17 protein-coding genes are annotated in these 20,490 nt (G+C 56.7%); 12 read left to right on the forward strand and 5 right to left on the reverse strand.

Translation table 11 applies throughout. From position 1 onward, the window contains the following. Positions 1-376 precede the first annotated feature (376 nt). The 6 genes from ACZ1HN_RS00930 (at position 377) to ACZ1HN_RS00955 (ending at position 6,815) form a co-directional block, all read left to right on the forward strand. On the forward strand, positions 377-1,252 hold the full coding sequence (locus ACZ1HN_RS00930) for a lysophospholipid acyltransferase family protein (protein WP_472726093.1): 876 nt from the start codon (positions 377-379) through the stop codon (positions 1,250-1,252). 631 nt (positions 1,253-1,883) lie between these two features. Continuing rightward, a complete protein-coding gene (locus ACZ1HN_RS00935) occupies positions 1,884-2,525 on the forward strand; it encodes a helix-turn-helix domain-containing protein (protein ID WP_472726094.1) in 642 nt (213 codons plus the stop codon). A 145-nt stretch (positions 2,526-2,670) separates the two neighbouring features. Next, positions 2,671-3,168 carry a (2Fe-2S)-binding protein gene (locus ACZ1HN_RS00940; protein ID WP_472726095.1) on the forward strand — a complete coding sequence of 166 codons (498 nt, stop codon included), beginning with the start codon at positions 2,671-2,673 and terminating at the stop codon, positions 3,166-3,168. After that, positions 3,161-4,153 carry an FAD binding domain-containing protein gene (locus ACZ1HN_RS00945; protein WP_472726096.1) on the forward strand — a complete coding sequence of 331 codons (993 nt, stop codon included), beginning with the start codon at positions 3,161-3,163 and terminating at the stop codon, positions 4,151-4,153. Before ACZ1HN_RS00940 ends, ACZ1HN_RS00945 begins: the two co-directional genes overlap by 8 nt. Further along, complete coding sequence (locus tag ACZ1HN_RS00950) at positions 4,150-6,384, forward strand: xanthine dehydrogenase family protein molybdopterin-binding subunit (RefSeq protein ID WP_472726097.1); 2,235 nt, start codon at positions 4,150-4,152, stop codon at positions 6,382-6,384. The genes ACZ1HN_RS00945 and ACZ1HN_RS00950 overlap by 4 nt, the downstream gene beginning before the upstream one ends. Further along, positions 6,381-6,815 carry a nuclear transport factor 2 family protein gene (locus ACZ1HN_RS00955; protein WP_472726098.1) on the forward strand — a complete coding sequence of 145 codons (435 nt, stop codon included), beginning with the start codon at positions 6,381-6,383 and terminating at the stop codon, positions 6,813-6,815. The genes ACZ1HN_RS00950 and ACZ1HN_RS00955 overlap by 4 nt, the downstream gene beginning before the upstream one ends. A 322-nt stretch (positions 6,816-7,137) precedes the next feature. Here ACZ1HN_RS00955 and ACZ1HN_RS00960 read toward each other — a convergent pair whose 3' ends face one another. Beyond that, entirely contained in the window at positions 7,138-8,037 is a 900-nt protein-coding gene (locus ACZ1HN_RS00960; RefSeq protein ID WP_472726099.1) for a LysR family transcriptional regulator, read from the reverse strand. A 94-nt stretch (positions 8,038-8,131) separates the two neighbouring features. Between ACZ1HN_RS00960 and ACZ1HN_RS00965 the strand changes: the two genes are divergently transcribed. The 3 genes from ACZ1HN_RS00965 (at position 8,132) to ACZ1HN_RS00975 (ending at position 11,235) form a co-directional block, all read left to right on the forward strand. Next, the gene (locus tag ACZ1HN_RS00965) at positions 8,132-8,926 is read left to right on the forward strand and encodes an aldo/keto reductase (RefSeq protein WP_472726100.1); all 795 of its coding nucleotides are present in this window, start codon (positions 8,132-8,134) and stop codon (positions 8,924-8,926) included. 676 nt (positions 8,927-9,602) lie between these two features. Then, positions 9,603-9,812 carry a hypothetical protein gene (locus tag ACZ1HN_RS00970; RefSeq protein ID WP_472726101.1) on the forward strand — a complete coding sequence of 70 codons (210 nt, stop codon included), beginning with the start codon at positions 9,603-9,605 and terminating at the stop codon, positions 9,810-9,812. A 265-nt stretch (positions 9,813-10,077) separates the two neighbouring features. Beyond that, complete coding sequence (locus tag ACZ1HN_RS00975) at positions 10,078-11,235, forward strand: helix-turn-helix domain-containing protein (protein ID WP_472726102.1); 1,158 nt, start codon at positions 10,078-10,080, stop codon at positions 11,233-11,235. Between the two features lie 496 nt (positions 11,236-11,731). Here the strand turns inward: ACZ1HN_RS00975 and ACZ1HN_RS00980 are convergent, their stop codons facing one another. From ACZ1HN_RS00980 to ACZ1HN_RS00995, 4 genes are all read right to left on the reverse strand, one after another. Further along, entirely contained in the window at positions 11,732-12,772 is a 1,041-nt protein-coding gene (locus tag ACZ1HN_RS00980; protein ID WP_472726103.1) for a Hint domain-containing protein, read from the reverse strand. A 509-nt stretch (positions 12,773-13,281) separates the two neighbouring features. Next, complete coding sequence (locus ACZ1HN_RS00985) at positions 13,282-13,458, reverse strand: hypothetical protein (RefSeq protein WP_472726104.1); 177 nt, start codon at positions 13,456-13,458, stop codon at positions 13,282-13,284. Positions 13,459-13,821: 363 nt separating this feature from the next. Further along, on the reverse strand, positions 13,822-14,901 hold the full coding sequence (locus ACZ1HN_RS00990; RefSeq protein WP_472726105.1) for an ABC transporter ATP-binding protein: 1,080 nt from the start codon (positions 14,899-14,901) through the stop codon (positions 13,822-13,824). After that, entirely contained in the window at positions 14,888-15,928 is a 1,041-nt protein-coding gene (locus ACZ1HN_RS00995; RefSeq protein WP_472726106.1) for a LacI family DNA-binding transcriptional regulator, read from the reverse strand. Before ACZ1HN_RS00995 ends, ACZ1HN_RS00990 begins: the two co-directional genes overlap by 14 nt. A 142-nt stretch (positions 15,929-16,070) precedes the next feature. On the opposite strand from ACZ1HN_RS00995, the gene ACZ1HN_RS01000 reads away from it, so the two are divergent. From ACZ1HN_RS01000 to malF, 3 genes are read left to right on the forward strand one after another with little or no spacing between them, the layout of a single operon-like run. After that, positions 16,071-17,690 carry an alpha-glucosidase family protein gene (locus tag ACZ1HN_RS01000; protein ID WP_472726107.1) on the forward strand — a complete coding sequence of 540 codons (1,620 nt, stop codon included), beginning with the start codon at positions 16,071-16,073 and terminating at the stop codon, positions 17,688-17,690. A gap of 22 nt (positions 17,691-17,712) precedes the next feature. Beyond that, positions 17,713-18,870 carry a maltose/maltodextrin ABC transporter substrate-binding protein MalE gene (gene malE / locus ACZ1HN_RS01005; protein ID WP_472726108.1) on the forward strand — a complete coding sequence of 386 codons (1,158 nt, stop codon included), beginning with the start codon at positions 17,713-17,715 and terminating at the stop codon, positions 18,868-18,870. Positions 18,871-18,905: 35 nt separating this feature from the next. Then, the gene (gene malF / locus ACZ1HN_RS01010) at positions 18,906-20,432 is read left to right on the forward strand and encodes a maltose ABC transporter permease MalF (protein WP_472726109.1); all 1,527 of its coding nucleotides are present in this window, start codon (positions 18,906-18,908) and stop codon (positions 20,430-20,432) included. Positions 20,433-20,490: the final 58 nt, after the last annotated feature.

The raw sequence follows: 20,490 nt of genomic DNA on the forward strand, positions 1-20,490 counted from the left end.
GACTGAAAGAAAGCATGGAGCGGAACAATTACGCCCCCAGAGGCTGACGGCCCATTCGGTCAATTTGGACCTTGCCGCTAATGAGACCACGGCGCGTGCGTAACCCCAACACGGCCACGACCCGCGTGTCGATCAGTAGGCTGGATACATATGAGCCACTTCCGAGAACATGCGAGAAATCATTTGCGAACAGCAGCCGGTACATACATTGGGGCCGATAGGGACTGAAGACTGACGTAACGACGTCTTGTTTGCGCTGTAGTGCCGCAGGATCGGTGAGAATCGCCGTACAAACAATCCGCAATTTAGACGGACCGGGGTCATAGGCTCTATTGTTTTCGGTTGGTATTGCCGCTGGGACCAGTCATAGAGAACAATGCTCTCCGTATCGTTGAAATCAGTTCTACAGCACGCAAGATACTTTCCACTGTGGTCGGCGCTGACCGCTGTGAGGTGGCGCTCCTTTGACTCTCGTTCTGCTGGATTGGGAACGACATTCAGAGCCGTCATGCGTTGGTTCCCACCAGCAAAGCGCCGATTTGACCGCGAAGCCAAACGGGTCTTTCCCGATATGAAGCGCAGTACACGCGCCAAGCTTGGCCAAGATATGGGCTGGCATATGGGCAGAACGCTGTTTGAGATTTATCATGATGCTGATTTTCAAACCCAACACTATAAGTTCAGGGTCTCCGGTCCTGGCATTGTTGCTCTCGAAGAGGCTCAAAGGGCTGGCAGGGGAGCGATCATTGTTTCCGGCCATTTTGGACAGTGGGAAGCTATTCGCGCCGTGATCAAAATGCATGGGCTCGAAAGCGGAGCTGTATATCGGCCACACAAGAACCGCCACTACGAGCGTCGCATTCGTGCTGGAATCGAGGCAGGTGGGAAGCCGATCTTGGCGACCGGCCGCGTTGGAACCAGAGCCCTTGTGCGGCATCTGCGGAATGGTGGCATTATTTCAATTTTGCTCGATGAAAAATATTCAGAAGGTGTAAGGATACCGTTTCTCGGGCATGACGCTCTCACATCTCTGTCGGCGGCCCATCTTGCACTGAAATACGATCTGCCCATGATCCCTGCATTTGGCACCCGCATTGGCGATGGGAACGCATTTCGCGTAGAGTTCGAAGCCCCAATCCCCCACACCGACACCATCCAAATGACGCGTGCTTTCAATGACAGTTTGTCTGCGCGGATCATGGCGAACCCGGAACAGTGGTACTGGATGTTGAGACGGTGGGATGGTGTTTGAAGGAGTGCAGTTCGCTAGCCGATCGTCCTAGTTTGAAGGATGTTGCGCCTTCCACCAATGACCGGTTTGGGGAGGTTGCGCTGCAGCGACGGGTAGCCAGCTGAAGGTCAGCTCGGGGCCGTTATCTTGGCAAATCAGAGCTAGTTCGTGGGATTCTGCGGTGGCTGCAATGGCACCAAGGAGCCTAGACTTACGAATGCTGCGCCCTAAACTAGTGGCCGCTTTCTTTTCCAAGTCTACATGAGTTTGCACAAGGGTTTGGGTAGGTACTGAAACGGGTTAGGTTACTCCAAACTATCTGCGATGTATCGCTGCACTCCTCTGCGGTCGTCGAGCTTAACCTTCACAGAAATCAAGCGTGATCGACATCCAGACAAGCGATAGATACAGATCAAAGTCGACCACACCAACGCTGACCATAGAGCGACAGACATCTTCCGCCTCGAGTATGCTGGCCTATTTTGGCGGCGAATTTTCCTGCGCCGTCGTTTCCATTCGCAACCAAGAGCGGGAAGAGTTTTCATACCGGCTCAAGGAGCACCGCTTTTGCTACAACCTGTCAGGGGGAACTCGTGAAACAGTGATTGTCAAAAACGGTCGACAAGATTTCCGCGGGGCGGATGAGCCTGGCATGCTGACCGTCTTGCCATCGGGATCGGACCGTCGATCAGTCTTGTTTGGATCGGATCTTCGGATTTTACGGTTTGAGATGTGCGCGGACAGTTTTGCCGCGCGTGCCCAGCGTGCCTTCAGATCACAAAAACAGTTGCCGATCATGCCGATGGACAACAGCTGTCATTCTCGCCTCGCCCAATTGGCAAAGGAAATGGCGCGGAGCCTCGTTTGCGGAGCGGAAACGATCCACTTTGAATTTCTTGCAGAGACGCTTGTTCACAGCGTCCTCACTGCAAGCGGCCACCGTAAGAAACCCGACAGCGTTTGGGGCTTGCAACCTAGAGCGCTGACGAGAGTTGTGGACTATGTCTATGCACATCTGGATCGGCGCATTCGTTTGGACGAACTCGCGGCTGAAGCGGGGCTGGCCCCGTCACCCTTCATTCGTGCTTTGCGCTCAAGCACTGGTCGGACGCCGGGTCAACTTGTGCGTGACATCCGGATGGATCGTGCAAAATCCATGCTCCGTGACGATCAGCACTCTGTTTCACAGATCTTTGTCGCACTCGGATATGCGACCCACAGCCAGTTTAGCGCCGCTTTCCGCAAAGCCGTTGCTGTTACGCCCTCTGACTATCGCAAGAGATATCGGACCTGATCGGTCAATTTTTGAACAGTCCAAATCGCTGACAACTCTTATCTGGATTTCCGAAGAGGTTGCGCGGCACCCTGAACGGTGAGCCCGTTCGAGAATGCGGGGTGCCCTCGCAGCCACGAGTTTTTGGATTGCGAAGGGACACGGAATGGCTGCATCTGCACACCAGTTACGCATCGATCTTACCATCAACGACACAGTGCATGGCATAGATATCGATCCACGCACGACGTTGTTGGATCTTTTGCGTGAGACGCTGGATCTGACTGGAACCAAGAAAGGCTGCAATCACGGGCAGTGTGGGGCCTGCACTGTGCACGTCAATGGTAAACGGGTCCTGGCGTGTCTGACGCTGGCAGCGCTGTGCGACAGGGCTGATGTGCGTACAATCGAAGGCGTTGGTACGCCCGAAGAACTGCACCCGCTCCAGGATGCATTCATCGCCCATGATGGTTTTCAGTGTGGATACTGCACCTCGGGTCAGATCATGTCGGCTTTGGCGGCGCTGGAAGAGCCATGGGGGCCGGACGATGCAGCAATCAAAGAGGCCATGAGCGGCAATATCTGCCGCTGCGGTGCCTATCCCAACATTGTTTCGGCAGTTCAAGAGGTTCGCAACAGCTCGGAGGGTGGCCGCAATGCATGAGTTTACCCTGATCCGTGTCGAAACGGGCGAAGCAGCAGTCTCCGCCCTGACAGCACATCCAGATGCCCGGTTGATTGCAGGCGGCACCAATCTGGTCGATCTGATGAAAGAGGGCGTTGAGGCCCCGACGCACTTGATTGACATAAACGGTCTTAGTGACCTCGACCATATCGAAGTGCGTGCCGATGGTAGCCTCATGATCGGGGCGATAACCGGCAATTCAAGCGTCGCGTGGCACGCCGATGTTCAGTCACGTTTCCCCATGATCTCCGAAGCAATCCTCGCCGGAGCCTCAACGCAGCTTCGCAACATGGCGACGATGGGTGGCAATCTTCTGCAGAAGAACCGCTGCTTCTACTATCCTGAACACAACGCGCGCTGCAACAAGCGCGCGCCTGGCAGCGGCTGCGATGCCATGGACGGGGTGAACCGCATGTGTGCGGTGCTTGGCACGAGCGATCAGTGCATCGCGGCACATCCGTCGGATGTGTGCGTCGCGTTGCGCGCACTTGATGCCATCGTGCATGTGCAGGGTGCCGAGGGTCGCCGACAGATCGACTTTGCCAATTTCCACAAGCTGCCCGGCGATACACCCCATGTCGAATTTTCCCTGGCGCATCATGAACTGATCACAGCCATTGAAGTGCCGGGATTGCCTTTCGCTGCGAACTCAACCTATCTCAAACTGCGCGACAGAACGAGCTATGCCTTCGCCCTTGTTTCTATTGCCGCGGCTTTGAAGCTGGACGGCGACAAGGTGGAAGACGTGCGCCTTGCCGTGGGCAGCGTCGGCACGGTGCCGTGGCGCAGCGCGGACGCCGAAGACGCGATGCGCGGCGCACCGGCGACGGCAGCGACATTCACCAAAGCGGCGGAACTTTTCTTTGAAGGCGCAAAACCCCGAGCAGGCAATGGATTCAAGATCGAACTTGCCAAGAGGGCCATCGTCCGGGTCATGGAAGGATTGAGGGAGCAGGCAGCATGAATGTGGAGAGCAAGGTCATTGGAAAGCCAATCTCCCGGGTCGACGGACGACTGAAAACCACTGGCACTGCCCGTTATGCCGCAGATAACCGCCTGGCCGAAGATCGACAGCTGCATGGAGTTTTGGTCAAGAGCAGCATCGCGTCTGGCCGCATCACGGGGTTTGATCTGTCTGCAGCGCAAAGCATGCCCGGATTTGTCCGCTTTCTAAGCCACCTCGATGGCGGGTTGATCCGCCGCATCAAAAATCCCGCAGATGGAACCTTTGCGGCGGGCGAAGAATACACACCCTTCGACAGAGATCAGGTTCACTTTGTCGGCCAGCATATTGGCCTGGTTCTGGCGCAGACGCTTGAGGTCGCAGAAGCGGCTGCAAAGGCCGTCGTGGTGAACTACGAGGCGTCGACCGCAAAGACGGAGTTTGATGACCCGGACGCAGAGGTGCGCCAGCCCAGTTTGTATAACACGGGCGAAGAACTTCAGGTGTCACGCGGAGATGTCGAGGCTGGCCTTGTCCAGGCCACTCACGTCGTCAACGCAACCTACACCACACCGATCGAGCACCATAATCCAATCGAGCCGTCGGCAACGCTCGCGGTCTGGAACGAGGATCAGGTGACGGTCTACGACGCCACGCAAGGCAGCGTGAACGACAAGAACTACGTTGCGTTCGGGATGTCGGTGGACCCTGAAAACGTGCGCGTTCTGAACCCTTTCATCGGGGGTGGTTTCGGCTGCAAGGGTTTTACTTGGCCACACACTTTGATCGCGGCGGCTGCCGCGCGTGCAGTCAACCAACCCGTGCTGTTGGTTCTGAGCCGGAAGGACATGTACACCTCCTGCGGGCACCGCCCCCATACAGAGCAGGAAGTGACACTGGCCGCGAACGCTGACGGGGTTTTGACAGCAACGAGGCATCTTACCCATAGCTACCGCTCTCCGGTCGGAGACCATGTGGAACCCTGCGGGGTGACAACCGTGATGTTGTATCAGTGCGACAATTTGGAGGTGAGCCACAACATCCGGGTTCTGAACCGTCCTTCCGGAACGCCGTTGCGGAGCCCTGGTGAAGCCCCCGGCACGTTTGCCCTGGAAAGTGCCATGGACGAGTTGGCAGAAAATCTGGGCATGGATCCGGTTGATCTGCGTCGCCGTAATCACACCGAGATCGATCAACGAAATGGCCGCAAGTGGTCATCGAAGCACTTGCTCGAATGCTATGATCGTGGTGCCGAAAAAATCGGCTGGGGGCGACGCAAGGCACCCGGACAGTGGCGTGATGGCAACGATCTTGTCGGGCTTGGGATGGCGACATCCTGTTACCCAGGCTACCGTATGCCGGCCCAGACTCGTCTGACGCTGGACCGCGATGGCACTCTGCATGTGGGTGTAGCGGTGCAGGACATTGGCACCGGGCTTTACACCGTCTTGGCACAGATGGTGGCCGAACGGTTTGGCACATCCCCCGAAAATGTACGCGTGTTGATCGGTGACAGCGACCTGCCGCCGGGGCCTCTTGCCGGTGGGTCCATGACCACGGCGAGCGTCGCTGCAGCGGTGGATGATGGCTGCCGTGCACTTTCTGAGAAACTGCGCGCCCGGCTGGTTGATATGGGGCATACCCCTGGCAATGAACCGCTGGTGATCGACGGCGGAGCGTTACAGAGCGGTCCACTCTCGGTTCCAGCAGCCGAAGTGATGCCGACCGATGTGCATGAGATTGTCGCGGAAGGGGGCTCCGATGACACCTACGGATTCACAGGCGGCGTTGAAACCGACAAAAGCTTCTACTCCTTCGGTGCTATTTTCGCCGAAGTTCGGATCGACCGGGATTTCGGCATCATTCGTGTGCCCAAGATGACCGGCGTCTTTGATGTTGGCCGGGTGATCAATGCCAAGACCGCGCGCAGCCAGATGCTGGGCGGCATGACATTCGGCATCGGCATGGCACTGATGGAAGAAACCTTCATTGATGACAAAACCGGCCGGTTCGTGAACCCGAGCTTGGGCGAATACTATGTCCCGGTGAATGCCGATGTGAATGAGTTCGACGTCGAGATGCTGGATATCCCCGACTACGATTTCAACCCGTTTGGCGCACGCGGCCTTGGTGAAATCAGCAACGTAGGTGCGTCCGCGGCCATCGCCAACGCAGTCTACAACGCAAGTGGCATCCGCGTGCGCCACCTGCCCATACGCCTTGACGATCTTCTGAAGGACCTACCGAGATGACCGACACAACAGCCCGCCCCGACTTTGTGACCAAAGCACATGATGCCACTATTCGAGCTGCAACCGAATTTCTCGAGACGCTTGGACGTGGTGACATGGAGAGCCTGATGACGCTCTGGCATGATGAGGGAAGGTTGGAGTTTCCGTTTTCCCCCAAGGCCGAGGCACCCGTTGTCGGGATCGACAATCTGCGCTCTTATTTTCTGGACACCAAAGGCTACAAAAAACCGCGCGGCTTTCCGATCAAGGCTGTGCATCCCGGTGCTGACCCTGAATGGGTGATCATCGAATTCCACGGCGATCTGACGAACACTCGGACGGGAAAGGAGTACTCGAACGAGTATGTTGTGATCGTGCAAGTTACCGAGGGCAAGGTGATCTTGTTTCGAGAGTTTTTCGATTCACTCAAACGCGCGAACGAGGAAGGCTGACCGGACAGCCCGGAGTCGGAAGGGCGGCGATGATAGCGGCTCTTTTCCAACCGGCAGCGCTGGACGCATTTGCACAGGATGGAGCGGTCAATTCCCAGTGTTTAACAAAAGGACAATTGAGCCAGCAGGCTCCGGCGTATATTCGGTGCGATGCTTCTACAAGAGGGCGCTTTCACTCACTGACCTTGCTCTGTTTTATCGTGAAGCCGCCATTGGCGCAGCCGAAGCGAAGCCGAGCTTGAACGAATTTCCGCTCAGGGCCGCCTGCACCAGAATGACTTTTGTTGGCCCAATTGCTGCTGAGATCCTTAATCGGGCGAAATCAGGAATTTGAGTTCAGCTTTTCGTCGCACCAACGTTGTACGGCATTGCAAAAGTGTTCCACCCTGGAGGGCCGCATTGTGCCCGATGGCAGTGCCATGTTGACTGGTAAGCAGGCTGCGCGCAGATCCTGTGCAGCTTCGAGGAGCGCTTTGTCTTCAAGTTCTGATGCGATAAACCAGCGCGGCATGATGGCAATGCCCACACCTTGCATTGTCGCCTCGTAAATCGCGTGAATATTGTCACTCGCCATCTTCGGTTTGACGGAGAATGTCTGTGTCCTTTCTTCTTGATCGAACAGTTCGATCCTGTTCCCTTCGAAAGGGCCCAACGTCAGCCAAGGCATTTCATGCAGATCGCACCCGGCATGTCTCTCCAAACATTCCGGCGTTCCCACGACCAGCCGCTCGACACGTGCCAGTTCCCGCACGACCAAGGTGTCGTCCGGGACAGGGCCAACTTTGAACCAACAATCGCAGCCTTCCTCGGCAAAGCGAATGGGATCATCACGCAATCGCCAGTCAATTGTTACTTCGGGATGATCTTTCAAAAACTGAGCAGCGGCTTTAACAAAAAGGCTTTGACCAAGGGCTACCGGGGCAATGACCCGAATGGTGCCTTTCAACGCGCCTGCACCTAAATGTCGATCCTCAAGCGCTTCCCATGCTCCGAGCATCCGTCGGGCGTCCGCCAATAGGGCGAGCCCATCTGGTGTTAGTGTCACATCATGTGTTGTGCGACGCGCCAAGACGACGCCCAGTCGCTTCTCCAGCGCCACAAGCTGCCGAGAGACTGATGGCTGTGATGTCCCCAAATCACGTGCGGCTGCGGAGAGCGATTGCCTCTCTGCGATCCTCACAAATGATTCCAACAGTGCAAGGCGATCAAAGCGGGTGGTCATGCGTGAAACGTATAACAATTTTACCTTTCATGCCACTACCGTATTTCCCAGTGCTGGATAGGTTCCTCTCAATCGAAATGAAAGGAACCAGGACATGACAAATGATCTCAACCCCACATTCACGTTTCTTAACGGACGATCAGTGAACCGTATCGGTTATGGTGCCATGCGCTTGACTGCGCAGCCCCGAAACTTCGGCCCCTATGCCGATTGGCGAGGTGGTATTGAGTTGCTCCAACGCGCCCGTGACCTCGGCGTGACGCACATAGACACTGCCCGCGCCTACGGACCCCATGAAAACGAGAAACTGATCGCCGACGCGCTTGTTGGTGAGAATGGCAGCTACGGCGAGATGTTTATTGCGTCCAAGGGCGGGGTCGAAAAAACCGCAACCAGCATCAACAGGGATACAACCGCTGAAACGATGAAACGCCATCTTTACGACAGCCTTGCAAACCTGCGCACCGACAAGATTGATCTCTACTACGTGCACTCACCAGACGGAGTCACGCCGATTTCCGAAAGCATCGCTGCGCTGGAAGACATGCGGCAAGCTGGAAAAATCGACATGATTGGTTTGTCCAACGTCTCCCAAGCGCAAGTCGAGGAAGCCCTCAGGATCGCCCCGATCGCGGCCGTCCAGAACCGCTATTCGCCAGCCGATGCGCGGGATGAGGTGCTCGAAGGAATGATTGACTGGTTGGACGAAAAAGGTATCGCGTTCGTGCCCCACGGTCCGCTTGGGGCAAATCCGATGAAGCGGGGGGCAACTGTCGATCCCAATGTTGCATTGCGCTCGCTTCTGGCGCGGGCCCCCAACATTCTCGTCATTCCCGGTACGACAACCATAGCCCACCTAGAAGACAACGCTGCAGCATTAGGGGCGTGAGATGCGCGGGATCCTGATTTCGTGGGCAGCAGCATGGCCGACAATCACGGGCTTGCTGTTCGCCCTTGGAAGAGTTTTGGAACATTGGCCGCTGGCGCTGCGAACGCTTCTTTTGACTGGCATGATGGTCCCTGTGATGGCTCTTTTGATCGTACCAGCTTTGAACCGGTTGCTTAACAAGGCCACGAAGAGCTAGCGACAGAAGCGTCACGACGATGCATGATTGCCGCCCAAGGGCGATGTTGTCATCGGACTAAGTGTCCGGTCCAGCTTGGACTTAAGGGATGTCCAAAGTCGAGCCGCGCGCGTCGAGGGCACGACGGCGGAACGCAGGCGTTGGCAACTGCCACAATGCGCTGCGCAGATCGCGAAGAAGCGGGGAGACAGGCCGAGGCAGGAGTCAGAAAACCTAGCGGCGAGCTCAAACGGTTGAAGTGTCAACGGATGCCGAAGCGCAACTTTGCTATACGTGCCGCCGGTTAGAACCCCATCAGCTATCGAAAAACAGTGTCTCCGCCCGTTGGGGTGGACGACAAAAACAGCTGAGCGGTTACACCATCACTCTGAACTACCAATCAGGAGACCCCGACAAGACCTCGCGTACAGATCACAAATTAATGAAACAACCAGGAAATGCGCGCCGTTTGCAGAACATAGTACTCCGTGACGGCACAACATGAGTATCAAAGAGAAAGAAACTTCAATGAAGAAGCTAATTATCCTAGCTGTTCTCAGTCTCTCCGCTTGCGAAACACCTGCAGAGATTTCCGCCCGCAATCAGCTTGATGCTGCCTGTGTCGACGGAGACCTGCAAGCTTGCAGGGCTGTCCAAGAGAGGGTTGCCGCAGAGAATCAGGCGCTAGCGACAACTGTCGCAGGACTTTGAATACGGCGGCCGATACTTTTCGAAGTGATATCGGCAGACCCAAAAGACCTTGATCGATGACATTAAAACTTGGGCAGCCGCGACGAAGAAAGCCTAAAGTCGGCGCTGCCCAAGCCTATCTTTGGGACTGCCCATAACCGGTATCAACCAGGCCAGCTTGAGATGGCTGTCAATTGTGTACCGACAACCGACGTCCGGGATTGCACTACCGTCACTCGCGGGGGCACATCACCCTATTGGACAAAGAAGGTTAAACGGGCGCTGAATGACATTGGAAATCTCCATCAGCATCATCACGACAGGCATTTGTTTGTTTTGCGCGCATCTTTTGTTGCTCAGGCGGCGAGACACCGGGGTATATCTGCCCCTCGCATTGTTGTTCCTGTTCCAAGGGACGTCTACTGGCGTCGCTGCAATGGCCGAGACGTATGATCCCAATGGTTTGGGCATCCTTTTCCGTATCAGCGTCCTTGTCGGTGGCTTGGAAATCACCATCCCGTTCCTCTTTTGGGTCTATGTGCGGGCGCTTACTACGGAAGGCCAAACGGAACGTATTCCAAAATTGCGGTATCACGTGATCCCGATCGTTCTGGTCTTGGCATCATTCTGGTCTCTCTTGTTTCTTCCAGACGGATTTGCAGAAGCGGAGTTTGACGATGATGACCCACAGGCGTTGGGATTTGTACTCATTGCGTTGGCAGTTCTACTCGCGGATTTTGTGTTCAAGGCGATGATAGGAACATACGTCTATCTGACCATCCGCCGCCTTATGGCCTATCGGGCCCGCCTTAGGGATGTGTTTGCCAGTACGGAAAACCGAGAACTGACTTGGATATGGATGATCTTGATCTGCTTGGCCTTTTACCTCTGCGTGAGCATTGCCTTTACCGCATCAGTTTTGTCAGGTCTTTTTGCCGAAGATATCTATGGCACCTGGTTACCAACACTGAACGGCGTGGCGCTGCTAGGTTTATTCTGGGCTATCGGTGTTTGGGGGTTGCGACAGCGTCCGGGAATGACCCGCCAGCCCGTTGTTGCCCCGCCAGAGCCCGACCATCCTCAGCCGCAAAAATATGAGAAGTCCGCGCTTGATGATGATCGGCTACAGCGCATTGCCCGCAAGGTTGAGGCGGCGATGGAAAAGGACGTACTCTACCGTGACCCAAACTTGTCACTTTGGGATTTGGCAAAGCATATTGGCGTCACGTCTCATTACGTGTCTCAAGCTCTGAACACTCATCTGAACAAAAGCTTCTTTGATCTTGTGAATGGGTGGCGGATCAAGGATGCGATCGAACAGTTGAACGCGACAGACGAGACAATCCTTGTGATTGCCTACGATGTCGGCTTCAACTCCCGCTCTGCGTTTTATAAAGCATTCAAACGCGAAACAGGGAAAACCCCTTCTGATCTAAGAAAGTAGCGTATGTTTCTGTCGGTGAATACGAACACCTCAGACCTTCTTGGCCTGATTGAGCTCAAACCAGTCTAATACAATCGTGTATCTAATGCAGTTGGGTTGTCCTTTTGGACATTGCAAAGACCAAGGGTATGTCACTGGCTGAGGCCGCCGCACTGCTCGTTGATCAAAACGACACGCATTTACTATTTACGATCTGAAAATCCAGTCAAGCCACGTTCTGCGGGAACAAGCAGACCTTCAAGCGACACAAACGGATACACTCTTTGCCCACAGTGTGTAAGTCCGCTGGCCGTCTTACTTTGCGGTTGCGGCGAAGGTCCGGTCTGGTGAAGCTGCGCCTCACCGCTTGAACGTAAAGCGAACGACTGGTTTGGACCAGTTGCGCCAGTGAGTGATCTTAGTCCAGATTTCTTGGCTCAAGGATGCTGCACTGCCTTGGAGGTCGGCTGTGAGCTCCAAATTGCCTGATGCTGCGGGTTGCACGAATGTCGGCTTCTTATGCAGCACGCATCGTATGTGATTTGAATTTGCGAATGGCTGCCGACGCATCCTGGACTTTCAGAAATGGACGAGCCGCTGGACCGTTAAGAGGCGATTTCAGGCATGTCGCCCCGAATCTATCCCTCAAAGTATGGCGTTCTCGATGGCGCAGACCTGCCAAAACCAAGGGGCCCAGCAGCAAGGATTCCGTTGCGCAACCGTTGGCAAAAACGATCTCGTGACGGCGAAAGGCGAAATGAAACCATTCGACGCCTTTCAGGCCCATCATGTGACGGACCCCGCAACATTGGGCCAAAGCCTTCGAAGCCGTCAAAGCCGGGCCTGCAAATATATCATGGAGTTGCTCGTTTTGACCAAGAAGGATGCGATGTTGCGGCGAAACGATCAGGTCCATTGACGGTCGGTTTGGCCCAAGTGCATGCGCTTTGATCAGAACAGGCCTCTTGTTCCTGTCCGCTTGCAGAAGCGGCTGACGTGCATGGCGCAGCCACACGATCGGTTGCGCGCCGTTGTCCATTGTGGTGACCAGATCGCCTGCGCGCAGGGTTTCGACGGGCCGCCGACCATCTGGAGTTTCTATCAGCGTTCCCCTTGCAAAACAGGGCACTGTTCCAGGTGTTGAAGACGACGTGGTTTGATAGCTCGCGCCACCTTCTGATGTGGCGATGGACTCTTGGTCCCCACTATGCTCACCGATTTGTGTTGCGGATATTCCATTCGCAGGCCCGTCAATCGCCGTGATTGCGTCCTTGAATGAGATGAACTGGACAACAGTGCCAGTATCGTCAACCAATGCCAGGGCCTGGTCGTTCTTGATGTCCGGAAAATCCGGATCGGTTGCGTCAAAGAGGTATACGTCCTGGCCTGCAATGGTCTGCGTTGATGGATCGAAGGAAAGCGTGGCGGCAACCGCGCCATCCTTGTCATAGACGACAAGGGTATAACCTGACACATCGGTACCAGCGGGCATGACGACTTCCACGAAGTTGTCGTTCGCCCCCCCGTCGTAATCTACCTCTGAAATATAGCCAGACATTGCGCTCTCGTATCTTCACCCGAGCGCTAATTTGTCATTGAGGCATTAAAACAGTGTTTTTGGGGTGACTTCGTGGTCGTTTGAACGGGGATCAAAATTGCAGCGGTCACATAGAAGTTCCAGCGGTTTGAGGGAAACATCTTCACGCGCGAAGAAGCGTTTTCTCCGTCCCCAGAACCAGAAACCCGCATCGGACGGAATTTCGGAGACACATGATCGCGTGGGTACAAACTGGACATTGAACGCTTTTGGGTCAACGACCGCTCTGTCCCGCATACTATGGTTGGGCCGCAACTGAGCTTAGGGGCTGCAGCGAATGTCTCCTCTGACGGACCGCAATGCAGCATCTTGTCGATTGTCTGAAGGTCCGCTTAGGGTCGCTTCTATTTGAGGAGATAGAGGCACTGTTCGCAATGACGGCCAAACCATTGCGCAAAAACAATACAATTTGTGTGGCCGTGATGAACCCGAGATTGCCCTCAAGCACGGCAGCATTTGAGCCAGGTAGCTCACTGCTCAAGAACGACACCCGCTTCTGCCAGTTCAAATGCCTCCAGATGAATGCCGGACGCCGAAGCCCCCTGTCGGACCGCTGCCTTTGCCTGCTCCAGATGGGTCGGATCCGACATGGCAGCATCTAGCGTGACGCTGACCAAGATGGTCTGCAGATAGTGCGCCTTGGCCATCTCCTGTTGGGATGCATTGTCTGATGAAAGCAGTGCAGGAAATGCGGCAATCGCAGGGTTTTCAGCTGTCTCCCGTCACACGCGCTGAAGGTGAATTTAGCACGTAGGTTAACGCTATCGGAGCACTTGAAAAGGTCCAACAACTTGCCGTCTGCATTGTCTGGCAGGGGGAAGTAGCTAAGCGAACCCTAGATGGAAGCCGACAATCAGTTCAGTTGCTGCTTCGGTCGAAAGGACCAATGCGAATAACCTGTTCGAAACAGAAGAAAGACCTGCGCGCGCCGGGCACGACGCTCCAAGCCGGGCACGAAACACATCCGACGGCCCCGCAAAGCGCAAGAATGTCGCTGCATCGTTTCAGAGTCAGAAACCGGTGGCCAATCGAACTTGTGTGTCCGCGTCAAAAACGGTTGCGCAGCCGCGGTCGAACGAAAGCGGAACCCGGTTCGAGCCCGGCGCAAATCGTGCTGGCATACGTGCCAAAACGTCGACACCGGCCCATTCGAATGTCAGAAACGTGTCTGACCCGGTGTCTTCCATCATGCTTGGGTTGGCCTCAACAAGCGCACTTTCTTCGGTAAAGTTGAAATGCTCCGGTCGGACACCGACAAGCACGTCCTGTGGCAGGTTGGAGAGTGAGGTTGCGATCCGGCTATCGCCTATCTGCAAGTGCCCATCTGCTAAGGTTGCCGGGATCAAGTTCATCGGCGGCGACCCCATAAAGTCTGCCACAAAGGTATTGGCGGGCATGTCATAGATCTCGGTCGGTGTCCCGATCTGCTGCACATGGCCACCCTTCAGAACGACGATCCGGCTTGCGAGTGTCATGGCTTCGACCTGATCATGGGTGACGTAGACGATGCTTGCGCCTGTCTGCATGTACAACCTTTTGATCTCCGCGCGCATCTCGACACGTAGCTTTGCGTCCAGGTTCGAAAGCGGCTCATCGAACAGGAACAGCCTTGGGTCCCGTACCAACGCGCGCCCCATCGCAACGCGCTGGCGTTGCCCGCCGGACAGCTGGCTAGGTTTCCGGTCCAGTAGATGGTCAATTTGCAGCAACTCGGCCACAGAAATGATTTTCTGCTGCATCTTGGCCTTCGGCATACCGCGGATCTTCATCCCGAAACCGATATTCTCACCCACGCTCATGGTCGGATAAAGAGCGTAGGATTGGAACACCATCGCGATGTCGCGGTCCTTGGGTGGTTCTTGCGTCACGTCGCGCCCACCGATGAAGAGTTGGCCCGAACTGATCTCTTCCAGCCCCGCGATGCAATTCAGTAGCGTAGACTTGCCGCACCCCGAGGGACCGACAAGCACAAGGAATTCACCCTCGGCCATATCGATATCAAGATTGTGCAAAACCTCGACTGCGCCGTAGGTTTTGCGCAAACCACGCACCGATAGGGCAAGGGGGGTATCAGTGTCATCGAGGGCCATCGGATATCTCCGGTTTTGGGGCGGGCCCGGTAGAGCCGCGAATGATCAGATCGGCCTTCAGCGTCACCTGAAGCTCATGTGCCGGGGTGCCGTTCAAGTGATCGACCAACATATGCGCCAGCGGTGCGCAGGCATCACGCATCGGCGCGCGCGTGACCGTCAGCGCCGGTTCGAAATTGATTGCGCGGGTTTGCGGCAGCGCGTCATCGTGGGCCATGACCGATACATCGCCGGGCACACTCAGCCCGCGATCGCGAATGGCACGCATGGCGCCCGCCGCAATAACGGTCGATGCACAGATAATGGCGGTCGGCGGGGTGGCAGCTGACAGAAGATCAAGCGCCTGAGAATAGCCGTGGCTTTCCAGGCTCGCGCCTGTCCTTATCAGGTCTTTGTTCAATCCGAAATCTTCCATCGCGGCCTCGAACGCGGCGAGGCGATCATGCGCAAACGCGGCCGAAACTTCGCCGTTGATCAGTGCAATTCGCCGATGGCCCAACTGCGCCAGAAGCCGAACGGAATCAGTCGAGACCGCAAAATTATCTATCCCGAAAGTCGGGTAGTTCGGACACGCCCGATCCTGACCGTGTAGCACAAATGGGATGCCACGCTCTTGCAGAAAAGAGACCCTGGGGTCGTCAGGGACCGGCGCATTTAAAATGAAGCCATCGAGGACATCGCGTTCCAGCATACGCTGATAGGGCAGCACTGGATCCTGAGCCTGATCGACGGCCAGTACGAGATCGATTTCGCGCTCAGACAGCGCGGCCGTCAGCCCTGTTAACATCTCAAAGAAAGTCTGGTCGGCACTCATGTCCGGCTTGATCTTTACGATCATGCCGACCATTCCGGAACGCCCGGTCACAAGCCGTTGCGCCACTCGGTTCGGGCGGTAGCCGAGCCGATCTGCAGCCTCCCGCACCCTATTGCGGGTTGTTTCCTTGACCTCGGGAAACCCATTCAAAGCACGACTGACGGTTGCCACCGACAGCCCAAGCTCTTCCCCGATTTTCTTCAGCGTTGCCAAGGGTAGACCTCAAAGCGTTTTAAAAAACTGCGCGCAGTGTACAAAAACAGTGCCAGCATACATCAAAGAAGACAAATTTAAAACGTTTTGAATAATGTCGGATTTCTTGGTACGTTCTCCGCAGAATCGTCCGGAGGTTTTCATGTCAGACTGGTGGCGCAACGCCGTGATCTATCAAGTTTACCCACGGTCCTTTCACGACTCAGACGGCGACGGCGTTGGAGACCTGAAGGGCATCACTCGTCGCCTGCCGCACATCGCCTCTCTTGGTGTCGACTGCATCTGGTTAAGCCCTGTCTTCACGTCGCCGCAAAAGGACATGGGCTACGATGTGTCTGACTATTGCGATGTTGATCCGCTCTTCGGCACGCTGGCGGATTTCGACGCGCTCATCGCCGAGGCGCATCGCCTGGGCCTGAAAGTCATCACTGATCAAGTCCTGTCCCACACCTCTGACCAGCACCCATGGTTTCGCGAAGCGCGCGTCAGCCGCGACAACCCAAAGGCTGACTGGTATGTCTGGGCCGACCCGCAGCCCGACGGATCACCTCCGACGAACTGGCACAGCCATTTTGGCGGGGCGGCATGGGAATTCGATCCGCAGCGCGGACAGTACTACCTGCACAACTTCCTCGCCGCGCAGCCCGATCTGAATTTTCATAATCCAGACGTACAGGACGCGATCCTGGATACATGCCGCTTCTGGCTCGAGCGTGGGCTTGATGGCTTCCGTCTCGATACCGTGAACTACTACGTTCACGACCAGCAGCTACGGTCGAACCCGCCGGCGCAGGTCGCGCCGCAGGTGATGGCGACCGACCTCTTCGGGATGCAGGACAACATCTACAATAAGAACAGACCCGAAAATCTGGCCTTTCTGGAACGGTTGCGTGCACTGACCGATGAATACGCCGATATCATGATGGTCGGGGAAGTGGGCGACATTGGCACCCGCTCCATCCGCATCATGGGTGAGTACACCGAAGGCAGCGCGCGCCTGCACATGGCCTACAGTTTCGCCATGCTCAGCCCGGAATTCAGTGCCGATCACTTCCGCACCTGCATCGAAGGTTTCCAGCAGGGGGCACCGGGTGGGCACCCCAAATGGTCCTTTTCGAACCACGATGTAGAACGCCATGTCAGCCGCTGGTCGCAACACGCAACCTCCGAAGATGATATTGCGCGGCTGGCCTGCGCGATGCTGATGTCCTTTGAGGGCGCGATTGGCATCTACCAAGGCGAGGAATTGGGCCAGACCGAGACCGAATTGGTTTACGAAGAGCTGACCGATCCGCCTGCGTTGCGATTCTGGCCCGGCATCAAGGGCCGCGACGGCTGCAGGACGCCCATGGTTTGGGAGGCCGAAGCGCCGAACGCGGGCTTCACCTCTGGCAGTCCCTGGCTGCCCGTTAAAGCTCCGCAAGCGGCCCGTGCCGTCGATCTTCAGGAGGCGGCCAACGACTCGGTCCTGCATTTCTATCGCAACGCCATCGCCTTCCGCAAAGCCAACCCTGCGCTGCAATCGGGCCGCACCGCGTTCCTGACGGCCCCAAAGGCGGTTCTCGCTTTCCGGCGTGAGACCGCCGAACAGACGCTCACTTGCGCCTTTAACTTGTCGAAAGAGCCGCTGACGCTGACCCTCTCGGACGCCGCCAACCTGACGGGTCCGTACAACGCGGCGCTTGAAAACCAAACCCTCACGCTGCCCGGCAACGGGTTCGCCTACCTCAGCCATGACGGGCACCTGTCCTTGTCCGCCTGAAACGCATCTCTGGGAGGATACCATGAGAACGACCACCATCCTGACCACCGCAGCGTGTCTGCTTACCACCGCGATCCCTGCCGCCGCCTTCGACGACGACAGCCTTACGATCTGGACCGGCAGCAACCGGGACCGCGATCAGCTTATGGCCGCCACCTCCGCCTTCACCGAAGACCTCGGGATCGAGGTGATCGTCGAGGTTGTCGATCCCGACCTGCCACAGAACTATCAGCAGGCAGCCGCCACCGGAGATGGCCCTGACATCTTGATGTGGGCCCACGACCGCTTTGGCGAATGGGCCAGCGGCGGCCTGATCCAGCCGGTTTCCCCCGCAGCCGGATGGGTCGAAGGTGTCCTTCCTTCCGCTATGGACGCGGTGCAGTTTGACGGGAAGACGTGGGGTTATCCCGTCGCGGTTGAGGCCGTCACGCTGGTCTACAATGCCGATGTGATCGATACCCCTCCTGCCTCGTTTGAAGAGATCATTGCAACCGGCGAAGCCAACATCCTCTGGGACTACAACAACACCTATTTCACGATGCCGATGCTGATGGCAGATGGCGGCTATGCCTTCCAGAAGGTCGATGGAAGCTATGATGGCAGCCAAACCGGTGTCGCCACTGACGGCGCAATCGCAGGTGCCGAGGTTCTGGCGGCGCTGTTCGAGAACGACATCATGCCCGAGGGCGTCGACTATGGTGTGATGGATAGTGCAATGGCCAGCGGCGATGTCGCCATGGTCCTCAATGGACCGTGGAGTTGGGACGGCTATGCCGATGCTGGTATCAATGTTGCTGTGGCTCCAATCCCGTCTGTAAACGGTAACACCGCGCCACCCTTTCTGGGCGTCCTATCGCTTGGCATCAACGCGGCTACACCCAACGCCGATCTCGCAGTGGAACTGATCGAAAACTACCTGCTGACCGATGAGGGGCTGGCCACTTGGAACGCCAACGGAGCCCTGGGCGCAGTGGCCGACATCTCTGCCGCCGAAGCGCAAGGCGATCCGCTCGTTTCCGGAATGCTTGAGGTTGCGGCCAACGGTGTTCCGATGCCCTCGAACCCCGAAATGGGGGCTTTCTGGGCGGCCATGGGGCCCGCGCTGACGAACATCACATCGGGCACATCCGCGCCGGTCGATGCGCTGAACGACGCCGCCACGCGGATCATGGAAGAATAAGGTCCACGGGGTGGCCTTGTGCCTCCCCAATCGCCATGACCACCCGCACCGATATTCACGCACAGCCAGCCTCGGCCTTGCCTCGCGTCATGCTTGTCGCTGCGGTTTTTGCTGTGCTCTGCGCGGTGGCCTTCTATCTCTACCAGATCGCGCAACCGCTCTTCGGGGCGATCGTTCTTGCTCTGGCGACAGGCTTCGCCGTCGTCTTCGGGGCCAGCCGCTTCTACGGCGCGCGGTTTATCTTTCCCGGCATCGCAGCGGTCCTGATTTTCATCGCCTTTCCGGTGATCTACACAATTTACATCGGCTTCACGAATTACAGCAGCTCCAACCTGCTGACTTACGACCGCACGGTCGAGGTCCTGACCTCACGCGCGTCGGTCGATCCGGCGACGGAGCAGCCTTTCGCCGTGGCACAGGATGATCGCGGCTACCGCATCTGGTTGCCCGAAAGCGCCCTTTTGTCCGAACCTGTCACCCTCACCGACGAGGAAACCGCCACGCTTTCCGAGGCCCAGGCACCCGACACCCTGCTTGAAAGGCGCGCGGCTGTGCGCCTGCGCTCGGGCCTCCAAACCCTGACCCTGACGCTGCCCGATGGCACGAAGCTCCAAAACTCGGGCCTGCGGACATTCGGCACCGTCACGCCTGACTACACCCGCACCGACCGGGATGAGCTGACACGCTTCGATGGCATGGTCTTGCGCGCTGACCATTCCACAGGCTTTTTCACCGACACCGCGGGTGAGCGGGTGCCGCCCGGTTGGCGGGTGCCGATTGGCTGGGACAACTTCGAACGCATTTTTCGGTCCGAAGGCATTCGTGGCCCGATGCTTCGCGTCTTCGTCTGGACGTTCTTCTTCGCCTTCGCCTCGGTCGTATTGACCTTCACTCTAGGCCTGACGCTTGCCGTCATCCTCCAATGGCCGCATCTGCGTTTCAAGGCGATCTACCGAATCTTGTTGATCTTGCCCTATGCGGTGCCCGCCTTCATCTCGATCCTCGTGTTTCGCGGGCTGTTCAACCAGAACTTTGGCGAGATCAATTTGATCCTTGAGGCGATCTTCGGCATCCGGCCGAATTGGTTCACCGACGGCACATTGGCGCGGACTATGGTTTTGGTGGTGAACACCTGGCTTGGCTACCCCTACATGATGCTGCTGGCGATGGGGTTTCTTCAAAACGTGCCCGAAGATCACAAGAAATCCGCGGCACTCGAAGGAGCGTCCTCTGTCCGCATCTTCTTTTCCATTACGCTGCCGCAGATCATCCCGCCGTTCCTGCCGCTTCTGATCGCCAGCTTCGCGTTCAACTTCAACAATCTCGTCCTGATCTTCCTGCTGACCCGCGGCTTGCCCGACATTCCCGGCACCGTAATCCCAGCGGGCGAGACAGACATTCTGGCAAGCTTCACCTACCGCCTTGCCTTCGACAATGCCGGTCAGCAGTTCGGGTTGGCCGGGGCGATTACGCTGCTGATCTTCCTGGTCGTGGCTGCGATTTCCTATGCCAATTTCGTGGCGATGCGCCGCGCCGCTGAAAAACGGTCGGGGAGGGCGTGATGTATCGCGGCAAAGTATCTAGGATATCCTCTGTATACACCGGTTTCGTATCCGGTAA

Source organism: Tateyamaria sp. GN1-10, assembly GCF_055693845.1.

Bases quoted from the DNA above. Each gene is read 5' to 3' on its own strand.
- ACZ1HN_RS00965 (WP_472726100.1), top strand. From the start codon at position 8,132: ATGACAAATGATCTCAACCCCACATTCACGTTTCTTAACGGACGATCA.
- ACZ1HN_RS00950 (WP_472726097.1), top strand. From the start codon at position 4,150: ATGAATGTGGAGAGCAAGGTCATTGGAAAGCCAATCTCCCGGGTCGAC.
- ACZ1HN_RS00960 (WP_472726099.1), bottom strand. From the start codon at position 8,037: ATGACCACCCGCTTTGATCGCCTTGCACTGTTGGAATCATTTGTGAGG.
- ACZ1HN_RS00935 (WP_472726094.1), top strand. From the start codon at position 1,884: ATGCTGACCGTCTTGCCATCGGGATCGGACCGTCGATCAGTCTTGTTT.
- ACZ1HN_RS00940 (WP_472726095.1), top strand. From the start codon at position 2,671: ATGGCTGCATCTGCACACCAGTTACGCATCGATCTTACCATCAACGAC.
- ACZ1HN_RS00985 (WP_472726104.1), bottom strand. From the start codon at position 13,458: ATGGCCAAGGCGCACTATCTGCAGACCATCTTGGTCAGCGTCACGCTA.
- malF (WP_472726109.1), top strand. From the start codon at position 18,906: ATGACCACCCGCACCGATATTCACGCACAGCCAGCCTCGGCCTTGCCT.
- ACZ1HN_RS00975 (WP_472726102.1), top strand. From the start codon at position 10,078: ATGACATTGGAAATCTCCATCAGCATCATCACGACAGGCATTTGTTTG.
- ACZ1HN_RS00990 (WP_472726105.1), bottom strand. From the start codon at position 14,901: ATGGCCCTCGATGACACTGATACCCCCCTTGCCCTATCGGTGCGTGGT.
- ACZ1HN_RS00980 (WP_472726103.1), bottom strand. From the start codon at position 12,772: ATGTCTGGCTATATTTCAGAGGTAGATTACGACGGGGGGGCGAACGAC.
- ACZ1HN_RS00970 (WP_472726101.1), top strand. From the start codon at position 9,603: ATGAGTATCAAAGAGAAAGAAACTTCAATGAAGAAGCTAATTATCCTA.
- malE (WP_472726108.1), top strand. From the start codon at position 17,713: ATGAGAACGACCACCATCCTGACCACCGCAGCGTGTCTGCTTACCACC.
- ACZ1HN_RS00930 (WP_472726093.1), top strand. From the start codon at position 377: ATGCTCTCCGTATCGTTGAAATCAGTTCTACAGCACGCAAGATACTTT.
- ACZ1HN_RS00955 (WP_472726098.1), top strand. From the start codon at position 6,381: ATGACCGACACAACAGCCCGCCCCGACTTTGTGACCAAAGCACATGAT.
- ACZ1HN_RS00945 (WP_472726096.1), top strand. From the start codon at position 3,161: ATGCATGAGTTTACCCTGATCCGTGTCGAAACGGGCGAAGCAGCAGTC.
- ACZ1HN_RS01000 (WP_472726107.1), top strand. From the start codon at position 16,071: ATGTCAGACTGGTGGCGCAACGCCGTGATCTATCAAGTTTACCCACGG.